The 14756-nt window shown below is 63.9% G+C and carries 13 protein-coding genes; 6 read left to right on the plus strand and 7 right to left on the minus strand.

Annotated features, from left to right (window positions below; genetic code table 11):
* Nucleotides 1-147: 147 nt before the first annotated feature.
* From XaplCFBP3123_RS07015 to XaplCFBP3123_RS07040, 6 genes are read right to left on the minus strand one after another with little or no spacing between them, the layout of a single operon-like run.
* Nucleotides 148-1191 (minus strand): acyltransferase family protein, encoded by a 1044-nt coding sequence (locus XaplCFBP3123_RS07015; RefSeq protein WP_104533791.1) that lies wholly within the window; start codon nt 1189-1191, stop codon nt 148-150.
* 42 nt (nt 1192-1233) lie between these two features.
* Nucleotides 1234-2535 (minus strand): NAD(P)H-dependent oxidoreductase, encoded by a 1302-nt coding sequence (locus XaplCFBP3123_RS07020; RefSeq protein ID WP_104533418.1) that lies wholly within the window; start codon nt 2533-2535, stop codon nt 1234-1236.
* Nucleotides 2532-3113: a dTDP-4-dehydrorhamnose 3,5-epimerase gene (gene rfbC / locus XaplCFBP3123_RS07025; RefSeq protein ID WP_104533419.1), complete on the minus strand. Its 582-nt coding sequence runs from the start codon at nt 3111-3113 to the stop codon at nt 2532-2534. Before rfbC ends, XaplCFBP3123_RS07020 begins: the two co-directional genes overlap by 4 nt.
* The gene (locus XaplCFBP3123_RS07030; protein ID WP_104533420.1) at nt 3110-4159 is read right to left on the minus strand and encodes an NAD-dependent epimerase/dehydratase family protein; all 1050 of its coding nucleotides are present in this window, start codon (nt 4157-4159) and stop codon (nt 3110-3112) included. Before XaplCFBP3123_RS07030 ends, rfbC begins: the two co-directional genes overlap by 4 nt.
* A 4-nt stretch (nt 4160-4163) precedes the next feature.
* Complete coding sequence (rfbF, locus tag XaplCFBP3123_RS07035; RefSeq protein WP_104533421.1) at nt 4164-4937, minus strand: glucose-1-phosphate cytidylyltransferase; 774 nt, start codon at nt 4935-4937, stop codon at nt 4164-4166.
* A 52-nt stretch (nt 4938-4989) separates the two neighbouring features.
* The gene (locus tag XaplCFBP3123_RS07040; RefSeq protein WP_104533422.1) at nt 4990-6174 is read right to left on the minus strand and encodes a glycosyltransferase; all 1185 of its coding nucleotides are present in this window, start codon (nt 6172-6174) and stop codon (nt 4990-4992) included.
* Nucleotides 6175-6410: 236 nt separating this feature from the next.
* On the opposite strand from XaplCFBP3123_RS07040, the gene XaplCFBP3123_RS07045 reads away from it, so the two are divergent.
* The 4 genes from XaplCFBP3123_RS07045 (at nt 6411) to XaplCFBP3123_RS07060 (ending at nt 10558) form a co-directional block, all read left to right on the plus strand.
* A complete protein-coding gene (locus XaplCFBP3123_RS07045) occupies nt 6411-7541 on the plus strand; it encodes an NAD(P)/FAD-dependent oxidoreductase (protein WP_104533423.1) in 1131 nt (376 codons plus the stop codon).
* Nucleotides 7542-7869: 328 nt separating this feature from the next.
* Nucleotides 7870-8127: a KGG domain-containing protein gene (locus XaplCFBP3123_RS07050; protein WP_024940389.1), complete on the plus strand. Its 258-nt coding sequence runs from the start codon at nt 7870-7872 to the stop codon at nt 8125-8127.
* Between the two features lie 677 nt (nt 8128-8804).
* Nucleotides 8805-9725, plus strand: coding sequence for a M14 family metallopeptidase (locus tag XaplCFBP3123_RS07055; RefSeq protein ID WP_104533424.1), 921 nt, complete (start codon nt 8805-8807; stop codon nt 9723-9725).
* A 134-nt stretch (nt 9726-9859) separates the two neighbouring features.
* Nucleotides 9860-10558 (plus strand): DUF1349 domain-containing protein, encoded by a 699-nt coding sequence (locus tag XaplCFBP3123_RS07060; RefSeq protein WP_104533425.1) that lies wholly within the window; start codon nt 9860-9862, stop codon nt 10556-10558.
* A gap of 124 nt (nt 10559-10682) precedes the next feature.
* On the opposite strand, the gene XaplCFBP3123_RS07065 is transcribed toward XaplCFBP3123_RS07060, so the two are convergent.
* Nucleotides 10683-12494 carry an EAL domain-containing protein gene (locus XaplCFBP3123_RS07065; RefSeq protein ID WP_104533792.1) on the minus strand — a complete coding sequence of 604 codons (1812 nt, stop codon included), beginning with the start codon at nt 12492-12494 and terminating at the stop codon, nt 10683-10685.
* Nucleotides 12495-12846: 352 nt separating this feature from the next.
* Here XaplCFBP3123_RS07065 and XaplCFBP3123_RS07070 point away from each other — a divergent pair, with 352 nt between their 5' ends.
* Both XaplCFBP3123_RS07070 and XaplCFBP3123_RS07075 read left to right on the plus strand, forming a co-directional pair.
* Nucleotides 12847-13263, plus strand: coding sequence for a hypothetical protein (locus tag XaplCFBP3123_RS07070; protein WP_104533426.1), 417 nt, complete (start codon nt 12847-12849; stop codon nt 13261-13263).
* A complete protein-coding gene (locus XaplCFBP3123_RS07075; RefSeq protein WP_104533427.1) occupies nt 13260-14585 on the plus strand; it encodes a PQQ-dependent sugar dehydrogenase in 1326 nt (441 codons plus the stop codon). The genes XaplCFBP3123_RS07070 and XaplCFBP3123_RS07075 overlap by 4 nt, the downstream gene beginning before the upstream one ends.
* The last annotated feature ends 171 nt before the right edge of the window (nt 14586-14756 follow it).

The raw sequence follows: 14756 nt of genomic DNA on the forward strand, positions 1-14756 counted from the left end.
CGCTGCGCCGGCCAGCGATGAAGCAGGGTGCCAGGCTGGCCGATGTGCGCGACCGTCTATCGGCTACCGCGGTCGGCGCGGCGCATGCCCTGGCCAGCTTGGTCCACCGCGCGAGTCGATCCCTGCACGGCTTCGTTGTAAGAAGCCTCACCGGATAACGCGGCGTGCCAACAGGCCGCGCGCATGCCGCAACGCGATGCGCTCGTAGCACAGGTGATAGATCACGCCGAGCAGCAGCGCTGCGATCACGCTGAGCAGCAGGTTCACCGGCCAGGTGGCCAGCGGCCCCATCCGCCGCGTGGTACGCGCCACCAGCGACATCAGCGGCATATGCACCAGGTAGATCGCATACGATGCGTTGCCCAGCAACAGCAGTATCGGGCCGATACGCAGCCAGCCGCGCCATTCCGCGCGCACCAGGCCGACCAATGCCCCGGCGATCGCCAGGCCGAACAGCGGCGAATGCACGCGTTGCATGCCATCGAGCATGAAGTACGCGGATGCGACAACCGCGACTGCATAGCTGACCCACACCGTCCATGGTGCAGCGCTCAGCACCGCACGTGCCGCCAGCATGCCGAATACGAATTCCAGCGTGATGGGATGCAGCAGCAACGCCCGCCAGGACAGCTCCACCGGTTGTGCGAACGGCGCGCCAAGGGCCGCGTAGAACAGCGTCACGCTTGCCCAGAGCAACGCGCAACGCAGCGGATGCCCGCTACGGAAGAATAGCCACGCCAGTGCGTAGAACATCAGCTCGTAACTCAGCGTCCACGCCACGCCCAACGCGGATTGTCCATCGACCGGCAGCAAGGTCAGCGTGGCAAACCATGACCAACCCATGTCGCCATCATCCAGGCTAGGCCGCAGCGTATAGGCCAGTGCCAACGAAACACCCACCGGCCAGTACGGCAGATAGATGCGGCTGATACGGCTGCTGGCGTAATCGCGGCTCCAGCCCGGCGTGTCCGCACTGGCATGATTGACGTAGTAGATGATGAAGCCCGACAGCACAAAGAAGAAATCCACGCCCAGATAGCCGTGCGCCAGCGCCGCGGCCAGCCATGCCGGTAACGGCTGCACCAGGTGCGTGGTGGGCAGCACGCTGTGGCTGAACACCACCATCGTGGCGGCCAGCGCACGCCCGGCCTGCAGGACGCGGATGGTGGGACGGGCAGGCAGCGCGACCATCGGCTGCGACATCGGCACAGGGACGCAGGCCGCCGTCTACGCTCAGGCGGCCAGTTCCGCAGCGTCGGTGAAGACACTGGCCTGCTCGGCACGCAGACGATCGATCAGGCGGTTGGCTGGCAATTGCACGTCGTCGTAGGTCAGCACCTGGTCCTTGGGCACCGCATGGCGAAGTACACAGCCTTCGGCCACGCCCATCGGCAGCAGCTTTGCGTTTGCGGTGACATCGGCGCGCTCGCACTGGCCGTAGCTCATGTAGCCGCCGAGCCCGTCGACGGTTTCGCCGATGGCCAGGTCGCGCTTGGCGGTGGCGATCACTTCCACCAGTGGCGCCCCCAATGGTTGCAGCACCGCATCGCCCAGCAGCACCACCCGCGCCACCGACAACGGCACTTCGAAGTGGCAGAGGTGGTACGGCGTGTAAAAGCTGTATAGCGGGCCTTCGCCGAGCTTGTAGAGATTGAGGTAATGCTGCTGCCTGGTATCGTCGTGACTGGCCAGCACGAACACGCCGGGCGAGGGCAGGGCACCGACCACGTAATCCACCGCGCCGCCGACCGCACGCAAGGCCTCGATGTCGTAGCGCCGGGTCAGTTCATCGACGTGCGCGCGATGCTCATAGCCGGTCATGCCACGCTGCAGGATCGACATGCCGGTGCCATTGGCCACGATCGCCTGCTCGAAGCTGATCTTGGTGCCGTCGGCAAAACTGGTGACCATATGCGGATCCTGGCCCCACTTCGCTGCGAACCCCGCCTGTGTCGCCGGTGTGCGATACGGGTCCTGCAGGCCCTTGATGTTGCCGCACAGCAGCGGCGTCAGACCGATCGAGCGCACGAACCGGTACAGGTTCATCTGCACGCCGGGCTGGTCGCCATCGCAGGCGCTGAAGATCACGCCGGCCGCATCGGCCTTGCGCTTGAGCAGCGGGCCGACGGTGCCGTCGAGTTCGGCATTCATCGTGACCATGTGGTGGCCGTGGGCGATGGCGCCCAGACTGATGCGCGCACCATAGTCGATGGCGCCGGTGGCATCGATCAGGCAATCCAGCGTATCGCATTCGTACAGGAGTGCGGGGTCGTCGGTCACGGCCGGAATGCCGGCAGCGATCTGGCGCTTCAACTCGCTGGCGCCATCCACCACGCGTGCGTGCTGGCCAGCCTGGCGGTAGGCCTCCAGCGCCTTGTCCACGCTGCGGTTGCAGATCACCGACACCCGCATGCCCGGCACCGAATGCGCGATCTGGTTGACGATGCCGCGTGCCATGAAGCCGGCGCCGTACAGGCCGACACGCAATGGGCGGCCTTCGGCGGCACGGGCCTGCAATAGACGATCGATATTCATGCGTGCTCCCGCTGGGTGAGTCCGGCAAGGGTGGGGATGCCGTGTTGTTGTTCGTTGAAGTCCGGCCACGCGGCATCCTTGTCGGACACCAGCTGTGGTTCGAACGGCCACTGCACGCCCAGGCGCGGATCGTTCCAGCGCAAGCCACGCTCGGCCTGCGGCGTGTACATCGCACTGGCGAAATAGAACGCCTCGGTCTGCGGCTGCAAGGTGATGAAGCCATGCGCAAAGCCGCGCGGCACGTACAGCGCCAGGCGATTGTCCGCAGTCAATTCGGTGCCGTACCACTGCAGATAGGTAGGCGAATCCGGGCGCAGATCCACGATCGCGTCCCACAGCGCACCGCGGATGCAGCGCACGATCTTGACCTCGGCAGCGGGCGGCAGTTGGTAATGCATGCCACGCAAGGTGCCGGCCTGCGCATTGAACGAGTTATTGACCTGCACGAACTGATCGACCAGGCCGGCCTGCGCCATCTCCTGGGTGCAGAACACGCGTGCGAACCAGCCACGTTCATCGCCACGCTGCTGCGGCTCGATCACGAACGCGCCCGCCAGCGGGGTGGGGTGGAAGATCATGCCGCCACCCTCAGATCCGGTGCCAGGGTTCCTGTGTCGACCAGCTGCTGCAGGATACGCAGACGAATGAAGTCCGACCGCTGGCGGAAGTCGCCATCGCTGAACCCGGCACGCTGCAGATCGTCGCGCAGCTCGGTGATGGTGGAGCGCAGGGTTTCCTGCGGTTGATGTTCCGGTGCCAGGCGTTCGAACAAGGAGAAGTCCACGCGATAGGAGCGGTTGTCGCTCGGTGCGCTGGTGGAGATCGCCACATGCGCACTGGGAATCGCCACACCGACCGCGTGGGCAAGATCGCGGATCTGCACATTCCAGCGCTCCGAGCCGGCATTGACGAACAGGTACTGCCCGCCTGCTGCCGGCGTGCGGCTCAATGCCCAGTCGATGGCGCGCGCCATGTCGCGCACGTGGATCAACGGCCGCCAGGGCGAGCCATCGGACAACACCTCCACGGTGCCGTTGGCCACCGCGCTGGCGACGAAATCGTTGAGCACCAGATCCAGCCGCAGACGCGGCGAGGCGCCGCAGGCGGTAGCGAACCGCAGGCAGGTGATCACCATGTCGGTGTCCAGCTGCGCAAGCGCACGTTCGGTGTCGATCTTGGAATGCGCATACGCCGTCAGCGGTGCGATGGCGCTGGTTTCCGACCGTGGCGTACCATCGGCGGCGGCACCGTACACGCTGCAGCTGGAGGCAAACACGAAGTGACCCACGCCGGCCTGCGCGGCCGCTTGCGCCACCGCCACGCTTGCGCGGCAGTTGATCGCATCGGTAACCAGCTCGAAACGCTTGCCCATCGCATCGTTGGAGATCGCAGCCAGATGCACCACTGCGTCGAAGCCCTGCAATTGCTGCGCGGTGAGATCGCGCACGTCGCCGAACCATTGCTGGTCCAGCACCACTTCCGGCAGGCGGCGCGGGTCGGACAGGCAATGCGCGAACCAGCCGCGATCCAGCCCGACCAACCAGGCCTGCGGATAGCGCTGTCGCAAGTGCGCGGCCACGACCGGGCCGATGTAGCCCATGTTGCCGGTGATCAGAATACGCATGGTGTTACTCCCACACGCGCCACGGCGCGCGATTGGACGACCAGAGGGTTTCGAGATGATTGCGGTCGCGCAGCGTGTCCATCGGCTGCCAGAAGCCGTCGTGGCGATACACGCTCAGCTCGTCGCGACCGACCAGCGTCTCCAGCGGGCTGTTCTCCCACACGGTGGCATCGCCGTCGATCACATCGATCACGCGCGGGTCGAGCACGAAGAAGCCGCCGTTGATCAGGCCGTCGCCATCCAGCGGCTTCTCGCGGAATCCGGTGACCTGTTCGCCTTCCACACGCAGGGCGCCAAAGCGGCCGGGGGGTTGCACTGCGGTGACCGTGGCCATGCGGCCTTCGCGCTGGTGCAGTGCGATGGCGGCAGTGATATCCACATCGGCCACACCATCGCCATACGTCATGCAGAACGCCGCCTCGTCGCGCAGATGCTCTCGCACCCGGCGCAACCGGCCACCGGTCATGGTCTGTGCGCCGGTATCGACCAGCGTCACGCGCCAGGGTTCGGCGCGGGTGTTGTGCAAGGTGGTGGTGTTGCTGCCGAGGTCGCAGGTGACGTCGGATTCGCGCATGTGGTAGTTCATGAAAAAATCCTTGATCACCTCACCGCGGTAACCCAGACAGACGATGAAATCCTGGATGCCGTGGTGCGCGTAGATCTTCATGATGTGCCAGAGGATCGGCTTGCCGCCGATCTCCACCATGGGTTTGGGGCGGATGGCGGTTTCTTCGGAAATGCGCGTTCCCAGGCCGCCCGCAAGAATGACTGCTTTCATTGCTGATCCTTGAACTGACGCGCCGGTGATTTCGGCGCAGTGCGATGGAGCGCTAGGCGGTCATGCTCAGCGCAATCGCCGGCGGGCAGGCGGCCTGTTCGGCCATCGTGGCCAGGTTATCGAGCATGGCAAGGCGCTCGGCCATCAGTGGCGGGCGCGGCAGCTGCAGCGTCTGCAGGATCTGCGCCCATCGGTGTGCCCAGTCGTGCCGTCGCAGGCACTGCACGGTGTTGTGCAGACGGGCACGCTCCAGTCGGTCGGTCTGCTGCTCCAGATCGCGCAGGAAAATGCCAATCTCCTCGTCATCGGCCGGCAGCTCGATCACCGCGTCTTCCCAATCGAAGTACTGGGCAAATTCGGGGCATGCCTGTGCGGAGCCAAGAATCACTGCGCCCCCGGCGGCACCTTCGAAATAGCGCGTTGCCAGCGCCTGTTTTTTCACGCCCTTGAAGAATCCTTGCGTATCGACCACGAAATCGTGCGCCATGAAGAACTTGGCGCGCTTGATCATGGCTGCAGATTGCAGCCGATGTGCAGCCCAGTCCTGCACCGCGCCACCGCGCAGCACATCGTGCAGATAGAAAAAATCGGGGTTGGCCTGTGCATGTGCAAGCAATTGCGCGTGCACCTGCGGCATGCGCCGGCCGATGCTGACCACGTCGATGCAGCGCTGTGGCGGCCGTGGCAATGGCGTCGCCAGCAGGGTGTCGCAGGCGCTGGCCAGAAACGACACCGGTGTGCTGGTATAGCCGCGCAGCGCATCGACGCAACTGGCGTTGAGCACGAAGACATGGTCGAACTGATCCAGCAATTTCAACTCGGCCTTCTGCGACTCCAGCAATTCCGGCCAGGTTTCCAGCAGATACACCACGCGGGTGCGGCAGCGCTCGCGCCATCCCTCGATGCGCCCAAGCGTGCTCAATTCCCTGGGGAACTGGCACACGTAGAAGAACAGGTCGTAGTCCTGTTCTACGACCAGGGGCTGTGCGTTGGAGCGCGCAGGTTGCCCGCTCAGCCGCTGCAGCGCAGAGACGCCGCGATGTTTGAGCTCGTTGAGCAGATACGACACGCCGGGATTGACGCCGCGTCCGCGGGTGTACTCGGGCGCGGGCGGGCACAGCAGCTGCGCGTGTTCCAGGCTGCTGACCACGTTGAGCAATGCATATGCCTGCCCATTGAAGGCCTCTGGCCATGCCTCGTAATTGGAGGCGAGCAGGACCGAACGCGTTGCGTCCATTCAAACTCCTTCGGTAATTGCAACTTCGAACCGGACGCGACAGGTCACGCTCGGGTGGGGGGAAGAATGCACACCGCAAAATTCGGAAAACGTCTGTCGGCGTTGAATAACGTGATTCACGTCATGTGTTGAGCTGAATATAGAGCTGGATAGTGAGAAAACAGTGATACCGGTCGCGACAATCCTGCGCGTTCTAGTGACCGGATAGACTGATCGACCATCGTGCGAGAGCGACCATGCAAGACGTCGAGTGCATCGTGATAGGTGCCGGAGTGGTGGGGCTGGCAATTGCGCGCGAGCTGGCGATGCAAGGGCACGAGGTGCTGGTACTGGAATCGGAAGGCGCCATCGGTACCGGCACCAGCGCACGCAATAGCGAGGTGATTCATGCCGGGCTCTACTATCCGGCCGGTTCGTTGAAAGCGCGGCTGTGCATCAGCGGCAATGCGCTGTTGTATGCGTACTGCCAGCAGCGCCACGTGCCGCATCAGCGCTGTGGCAAATTGATCATCGCCTGCGATCAGGCGCAGCGCGACCAGCTCGAGCACTTGCACCGCAGTGCCATCGCCAGCGGCGCGCACGGCTTGCTCCCGCTCGACGCGGCATACGTACAGGTCCGCGAACCGGCCTTGCGCTGCGTCGCGGCGCTGGAGTCCACCACTACCGGCATCATCGACAGCCATGCGCTGATGCTGGCGTTGCAGGGCGATGCCGAAGCGCATGGCGCCACCGTGGCGCTGCGTGCAACGGTCGCACAGGTCGAGCCGCTTGCGCAGGGTTTGCGCGTGACCGTCGTGGGTCAGCCACCGGCGAGGCTGACCTGCGCCTGGCTGGTGAACGCGGCCGGTCATGGTGCTCCGCCGCTGGCCGCGCGGATCGCTGACCTGCCAGCGCATGCACAGGTTCGCAGTTATTTCGCCAAAGGCAGCTACTTCACCCTGGCGGGGCGCTCGCCATTCCAGCAGTTGATCTACCCCATGCCCGAACCCGGTGGCCTGGGTGTGCATCTCACGCTGGATCTGCATGGGCGTGCGCGTTTTGGCCCCGACGTGGAGTGGGTGGCGCAGCCCGACTATCGCTGCGAGCCAGCGCATGCGGCGCGTTTTGCCGCAGCGATCCGGCGTTACTGGCCTGGCCTGCCGGACGGCGCTTTGCAGCCCGGCTATTGCGGTGTACGTCCGAAGATCAGCGGGCCTGGTGAGGCGGCGGCCGATTTCCGTATCGACGGTCCGTCCATGCACGGCATCGCCGGTCTGGTGAACCTGTTCGGGATCGAGTCGCCAGGCTTGACCTGCTGCCTGAGCATCGCGCGGCACGTGACCGCATTGCTAGCTGCTGGGCGCAGCGCTACCACGGCGCCGGTCTGACGTCGCCAAGCCGTGCTCCCGGTTCCGGTTCGCTGGCGCATCGGCGAGCCGGGACATCGACCGATCTGACGATGCTGCATGCCTGAATGGTGCCTGTGGCGGCCGTATGAGCGGGTCGTTCGCGCGCCGCGTTGGTAGCGCTATCCATGTGTTGCGAGCGTAGCGTCGGCCAGCGCGTGGCAGGAGTGCAAGATTTGCACAGCGAGCGCAGCTGTTTTTTCCTGCATTGTGCGGATGGGCACCGTCTCGTATGGCTTTACGGGTTGGCACGATAGTTGCGTTACCTCTTCCTACCAGTGGCGTGATCGACGCATCGAGAGGAGGCACAGTGGAAGACGGACAAAGCAGTACTCGTAGCCGGCGCGGTTTTGCCGCATTGGATCCGGAAAAGCGCCGTGTGTTGGCGAGCAGCGGCGGCAAGGCCGCGCATGCCAGCGGCAATGCGCACGAATTTACCAGCGACGAGGCGCGCGAAGCTGGCCGCAAAGGCGGCCAGGCCGTCAGCCGCGATCGCGATCATATGTCGCGGATCGGAAGCAAGGGTGGGCGTTCCAAGCAGGCCAAACCTCAGGAAGAGGCCGTCTGAACAAGACGTGCGGCGCGCATCTGGCGCGCCGTTCTTGCTGCAGCGGGCTGCATGCCGTGCACGCTACGCGCAGGGCATGCCTAGTTTTTTTGCGGAACTGCCCGCTGGGTTCACGGCACGTTTAGAACAATCGATTGCAGCGACATGTGGTTTTCGATGTGTTTGTGCCTCGCATGGATCGATTGAGACCTGACGAAGATGTTGATGTGCAATGCATCAATACGACCACGAAAGGTTTTTCACGCGGTCCCGCGCCCCCGCTATCGATTGCAGGGAAATAATTTTGCGATTGCTTGCTGCGCGCACCCAAGCGACTGCAGGATTTGCATCCACTGCAGGATGTTCAAAATCGGCAGCTGGATTGGATTCAAGGGCGTTCAGTGGAAGACCTAGAATGCCATTGCATGGCAGTTGGCCTGCGTAAACCCTTCCGACTGTCCAGCACTGAACCCGGATCAGCGACCATCGCAGGCCCAACTGCGGCGGCGGTCGCGGTAACCGGCATGCAAGGCAGTAGCGCGCCCGTTGTCGACAGAGGCTTTTCGACAACCAAATTTGATGGCCCGCCGCAACCGGGCTCGGCCTTATGCGCAGTCACCGTCATCGCGTCTGCCGCCGAATGGACCGTCCAGCGCGCAGGGCTTACCCTGGCCGTCTTTCAATGGACGGCACCGGTAATGACAGAACGCATGGCGTATCCGATTGGCATTCCACAGCAGCCCTGGGGCGAGGCGGAGCGCGCCGCATGGCGGGCACGCCAGCTGCGTCAGCGCAGTCATGCCGACGATGTGGTGCAGGTGATCGATGCACTGGATGCCAGCTATGAGCGCGTGCATTACGGAACGATCCAGGCGACTGCTGAGCAGTATCCGTTGATCGCGCTGCGCAGCGCCGCGTGGGATGCGGCGCTGCCCTGTGCGCTGGTGACCGGTGGCGTGCATGGCTATGAAACCAGCGGCGTGCAGGGCGCACTGCAGTTCCTGCAGCAACGCGCGGCGGCCTACGCAGGCAAGCTCAATCTGCTGGTGGTGCCTTGCGTCAATCCGTGGGGCTACGAGCGGGTCCAGCGCTGGAATGCCGATGCCATCGACCCCAATCGTGCGTTTCGCCAAGACAGCCCGGCCGCCGAGTCGGCGGCCTTGATGCAGTTGGTCGCGACAGTGGCCGGACAGATGCTGGTGCATATCGATCTGCACGAAACCACCGACAGCGACGAGAGCGAATTTCGTCCGGCCCTGGCCGCGCGTGATGGCGTCGATTTCGTGCCCGGCCGCATTCCCGATGGCTTTTACCTGGTGGGCGATAGCGAAGATCCGCAACCGCAGTTCCAGCAGGCAATCATTGCCGCCGTCGCCGAGGTCACCCATATCGCACCTGCCGACGCGAACGGCCAGATCATCGGCGCAGCGGTGGTCGCTCCTGGCGTGATCAACTACCCGGTACGGCGTCTGGGCCTGTGCGCGGGCGTCACCGATGCACGTTATCGCACCACCACCGAGGTGTATCCGGACAGCCCGCGCGCAACGCCCGCGCAGTGCAACGCCGCGCAGGTGGCTGCCATCTGCGCGGCGCTGGACTACGCGCTCGCACACCGCTGACAGCATGGGCTGGCGCGGGCATCGATGCTGTCGCTGCGGCGACGCCAGTCATCTGCAACACTGCCCAAGCGCACGCCTTTAGACCCACCGCGCGGCTAGACTATGCAGTTCTTCCCATGCATGGACGACCCTGGATGACCCACGATGCGATAGACGGTGCACGCAGACGCCTGCTGGGCGGCGCGATGGGAATGGCCATCAGCGGCGGTGTACTTGCCAGGCAACCCAACACGGAGAACACGATGGCGCAGGATACGCATTGGCAGGATGGCAGCTGGCTCAATCGACCACGGACCGTCGCCATCAGCGACGGCATGCTGGACGTGGTCACCGACAAGGCCACCGATTTCTGGCGCAAGACGCATTACGGATTTACGCGCGATAGCGGGCATTTTCTCGGGATCACCACCGCAGCCCGGTTCACCGCGCAGTTGCGGGTGCGCGCGCAATACGAGTCGCTCTACGACCAGGCCGGCATCATGGTGCGCGTGGACGAGCAGCACTGGGTCAAGGCGGGCATCGAGCTCAGCGATGGCCGCGCCATGCTCAGCAGCGTGTTGACCAACCCGGTCTCGGATTGGGCGACCGGGCCTTACGAGGCGGACCCCAAGGATTTCTGGATACGCGCCACCGTTGCCGATGGCGTCCTGCGTCTACAGGTGTCGGCCGATGGCCATACCTGGCCGCTGGTGAGGCTTTGTCCGTTTCCTGTCGCCAATGCGTATCAGGTGGGACCGATGTGCTGCACGCCAGAGCGTGCCGGACTGAAAGTGCGTTTTTCCGACTGGATGCTAGGTCCGCCGCTTGGCAAGGACTTGCACGATCTGAGTTGATCGCCGTGTGGCAACGCAGTGTGCGCGCTGCGTTGCCACGCGTATCACTGCAGGAGGCGAGTGCGGTGCTACGCGAATCGATCAAGGACGATGCACGCGCGTATCGCGCCTCGAGCAGATCGCATTACGGCAAGCGCTGTTCGGCCACGGCGTTTGCCACATAAGCCGCGACCAGCTCTGCCTCCATCGGCCGGGCCAGCAGATAGCCTTGCGCTTCATCGCATCCCCAACTGCGCAGCAGCGCAATTTCGTCGGCGTGTTCGATGCCCTCTGCCACGGTGCGGTATCCCAGCGCACTGGCCAGGCGTACCACGGCCTCGGCGCGCATCTGCACGCCGGCCTTGGTGGCGATGCCGGTCACAAGCGAGCGATCGAGCTTGAGCACGTTGACCGGCAGTTCGGTGAGGTAGCCGAAGTTGCTGTAGCCGGTGCCGAAGTCGTCGATGGCCACACTGACCCCGGCGTCGCGCAGGGCGCGCAGCCGCGGCACGGCCTCCACGTTGCTGCGCAGCCAGCGGCCCTCGGTGATCTCCAGCTCGATGCGGTGGGTGGGAATGGCCAGTTCCCTGCAGCGATGGATGACGTCTGCGGCCAGATTGAGGTTGCCGAAATCGCGCGAAGACAGATTGATCGACATGGAGAAATCCAGCCCCTGCGCACGCCAGCTCGCCAATTGCACCAACGCGTTCTCGATCACCCAGTTGGTGACGGTGCACATCAAGGCGGTCTTTTCGAACAACGGGATGAATTCGTCCGGACCGATCGGGCCGAGGCTGGCATGCCGCCAGCGCAGCAGCGCCTCGAAGCCGGTCACCGACAAGTCCTCAAGGTTGATCCGGGGCTGGAAGACCAGGCGGAAATCGCCCGCTTCCAGGGCCTTTTCGGCATCCAGCGCCAACCGGTACGAACGTTGGATCGCATCGTCGTGGGATGCGCTGTACCAGCACACGATGGCATGGTTGTTGATCGCATCGCCCAGTGCCACCAGCCCCTTGCGCATGACGTCGTTGGTGTCCGGTTGCTGCGGCGCAAAGCGCACGACACCGGCATGAAAGGTCAACGACATGGGGATGCCGGCCGCATCCACCGGCGCATGCAACATGTCGCGCAGATCGAGCAACAGGTCTTCCATCTCGTCGGGCGCGGAATTCAACAGAAAATACGCAAAACGCATCGGTGCCACGTGATAGACGGTTGCCTTGCCGCGCAGTGCGCGCGTCAGCACGTAGCTTGCGTGGCGCACCAGTTCTTCCAGCGGCTGAATGCCCAGCGCCTGGCGTGCTTCATTGGCCGCCTGGGTGTCGTAGACCTCGATGAAGGCGGCAATGGTCGGTACGCAGTGGCTCCCGAAAGCGAGGGCATCCAGATCCGACTGCAGCTGGCGTGCATTGAGCAAGCCGCTATGCGGTTCGCGCCGCCCGGCGCCGAATTGCAGTTCCAGCTGCGCGGCTGCCACATTGGCGAACATCAACAACTGTTGGTGTTCCTGGCTGGCCAGGCGACGCTCGCGCGTATCGATCACGCACAGGGTGCCGGACACACCGGTCTGCGGTGCACCCACCGGAACGCATGCGATAAAGCGCGCCGGCAAGCCCGGGAAGGCGGCGTCGCCCAGCTGGATCGGGGCAAGGGCGGCAGGTTCGATCAGCTCCGTCACGCCATTGGCCGCAGCGAACGCATGCCCGCACAATTCGATGGCTTGCTCGACGTGGGCGGCACTGATGCCGCGCGCCGCCAGCACGCGCATGCGTCCACCTTCGATGATGGTCAGTGCGGCCGCAGGCGCAACCAGTGCATGACACAGCAAACGCGCGATCTGATCGAGCGGCTCCATGCCACCCAGGTCGATCGGCACGCCCGACCAGTCAAAGTGTTGTTCCTGGCGTTTGGTATCCGAAGCGAACATCATGTCGTCAGGTTCCGTGTTGAAGATCACACACTGCATGGCTACTAGAAACAAACCGAGGTCACCAAAAGGTGACGATCATGGGCGGTAAAACTTTTCCGAATAAGTCAGCCCATTCCAATAAACTCCACCGCACGCCATCGAGCGCGACAATAAACTGGACCGGCGGAGCGGCCGCACACAAATACCGTAATCAGTGAACAGCGTCGACAGTTGGCGGTGGTCTTGACGGTCAAAGCGGACTCATTAAGCCGGCCGTGCTATATCCATGAGGGCGGGTCGGGGCAACCATCGCGCGGAAAAGACCCAGCATCACCGCGCTCATCACGTGGCAGCTGGCAGCATCAGCGCACGTTTCACCAACGCGCCTAATGAGTCCGCCATGAATTCAAATGCCATGCCCGCCCGATCCTGGGCCATCCACCCGTTCCACGCAGCCGTGCTCGGCGGTGTGTGGCCGCTGTTTCTCGGCGCCTTGCTGAGCGACTACGCTTACTGGAGCAGTCATCAGATTCAATGGGCGAATTTTGCTGCGTGGCTGCTAATCGGCGCGATGGTGTTGACGACCATCGCGTTGCTGTGTGCGATCGTCGGCTTCGTTCGCGGAAGCCGCAACGTGATCTATGTGATCGCGCTCGGTGCCGCGTGGATCGTCGGCTTCTTCGACGCCTTGCACCATGCACGCGATGCCTGGGCCATCATGCCGGCAGCATTGGTATTTTCGGCGATTGCGACCGCATTCGCGCTCGTTGCGACCTGGTCTGGATTGTCCAGCCTGCGTGTGGGAGGTGCCCGATGAAGCGTCATACCCTTACTGTCGTGTCGGTTTCCATTCTCGCTGCGGCGCTCGCATCCTGCGGCAAGGCACCCGAGCTCAAACAGCACGGCGCCAGTCCCGAGTTGCCAGCGCCGGATCGTGGCCTGCTGCCCGACATGACCATCGCCGAGCCGGCAGCCTGGGGCGAGCGCAAGCCCACCGTGCCTGCGGGGTACCGCATCGCTGCGATCGCCACCGATCTGGGTATTCCACGCCAGACGCTGGTGTTGCCAAACGGTGACATCCTGGTTGCCGAAGGTCGCGGCGGCAGCGCACCCAACCTCAAGCCCAAGGACGTGATTGCCGGTGCGATCAAGGCCAAGGGCAACACCTCGGTCAAGAGCGGCAACCGTCTCACGCTGCTGCGCGATGCCGATGGCGACGGCACGTACGAGCTGAAGACCGTCTTTGCCGACAAGCTCAATGCACCGTATGGCCTGGCGCTGATCGGCAATGCGCTCTACGTGGCAAATCAGGACGCGCTGGTGCGCTTCGACTATCAGCAAGGGCAGACCAAGGCCAGTGCCGCGCCCAGCAAGGTCACCGACTTGCCGTCGGCCATCAACCATCACTGGACCAAGGCCCTCACCGCCAGTGCCGATGGACGCTATCTATATGTTGCGATCGGCTCCAACAGCAATATCACCGAGCGCGGCATGATTGCCGAGGTCGATCGCGCGCAGGTCTGGCAGGTGGATCCGGCAACCGGTGCTCACAAGAGCTACGCCACCGGCTTGCGCAATCCCACTGCATTGGCGATCCAGCCCGGTAGTGGCGCCTTGTGGGCGGTGGTCAACGAGCGCGACGAGATTGGCCCGAATCTGGTGCCCGATTACCTCACCTCGGTACGCGAAGGCGGCTTCTACGGCTGGCCCTACAGTTATTGGGGCAAGAATGTGGACACGCGGGTCATGCCGCAGGATCCGCAGAAGGTCGCTTCGGCCATCGTGCCCGATTACGCGTTAGGCTCGCATGTCGCCGCGCTCGGTGTCGCGTTTTCGTCGACCACCATGGGGACGCAGTTCGCCGATGGCTTGTTCGTCGGCGAGCACGGCAGCTGGAATCGCGACCCGCCGGTGGGCTACAGGGTCGTGTTCGTACCGTTCCGCAATGGCCGCCCGGCGGGCGACCCGATCGACTTCGTCTCCGGCTTCCATGGCGACGATGGGCTGACCCGCGGCCGTCCGGTCGGCGTCACGCTCGATCCACGTGGTGCATTGATCGTCGCGGACGATCTGGCCAATACGATCTGGCGAGTGACGCCGGATGCGGCGGCCGTCTCGCCGCAACCCGCTGCGCAATGACTTCGCCTGCATGCCCGGTTCTGGAAAGAACCGGGCATGCGGCGCATTGATTGCGCCAAGGGCGCAATAGGGCAGGGCGGCCTGGTTTTTCGTCATCAAGATCAATTCAGCTCTTCAGCGGCGCAGATTCCGACGCACGGGACTCTGTTGACCGTGTATCGACACCGCGAT

Origin of the sequence: Xanthomonas arboricola pv. populi (genome assembly GCF_002939945.1) — a bacterium.
GTDB classification, from domain to species: Bacteria; Pseudomonadota; Gammaproteobacteria; order Xanthomonadales; family Xanthomonadaceae; genus Xanthomonas; species Xanthomonas arboricola_A.

Coding starts and splice junctions, on each gene's coding strand:
- XaplCFBP3123_RS07045 (WP_104533423.1), top strand. CDS start 6,411: ATGCAAGACGTCGAGTGCATCGTGATAGGTGCCGGAGTGGTGGGGCTG.
- XaplCFBP3123_RS07070 (WP_104533426.1), top strand. CDS start 12,847: ATGAATTCAAATGCCATGCCCGCCCGATCCTGGGCCATCCACCCGTTC.
- XaplCFBP3123_RS07015 (WP_104533791.1), bottom strand. CDS start 1,191: ATGGTCGCGCTGCCTGCCCGTCCCACCATCCGCGTCCTGCAGGCCGGG.
- XaplCFBP3123_RS07020 (WP_104533418.1), bottom strand. CDS start 2,535: ATGAATATCGATCGTCTATTGCAGGCCCGTGCCGCCGAAGGCCGCCCA.
- XaplCFBP3123_RS07040 (WP_104533422.1), bottom strand. CDS start 6,174: ATGGACGCAACGCGTTCGGTCCTGCTCGCCTCCAATTACGAGGCATGG.
- XaplCFBP3123_RS07075 (WP_104533427.1), top strand. CDS start 13,260: ATGAAGCGTCATACCCTTACTGTCGTGTCGGTTTCCATTCTCGCTGCG.
- XaplCFBP3123_RS07055 (WP_104533424.1), top strand. CDS start 8,805: ATGACAGAACGCATGGCGTATCCGATTGGCATTCCACAGCAGCCCTGG.
- rfbF (WP_104533421.1), bottom strand. CDS start 4,937: ATGAAAGCAGTCATTCTTGCGGGCGGCCTGGGAACGCGCATTTCCGAA.
- XaplCFBP3123_RS07060 (WP_104533425.1), top strand. CDS start 9,860: ATGACCCACGATGCGATAGACGGTGCACGCAGACGCCTGCTGGGCGGC.
- XaplCFBP3123_RS07030 (WP_104533420.1), bottom strand. CDS start 4,159: ATGCGTATTCTGATCACCGGCAACATGGGCTACATCGGCCCGGTCGTG.
- rfbC (WP_104533419.1), bottom strand. CDS start 3,113: ATGATCTTCCACCCCACCCCGCTGGCGGGCGCGTTCGTGATCGAGCCG.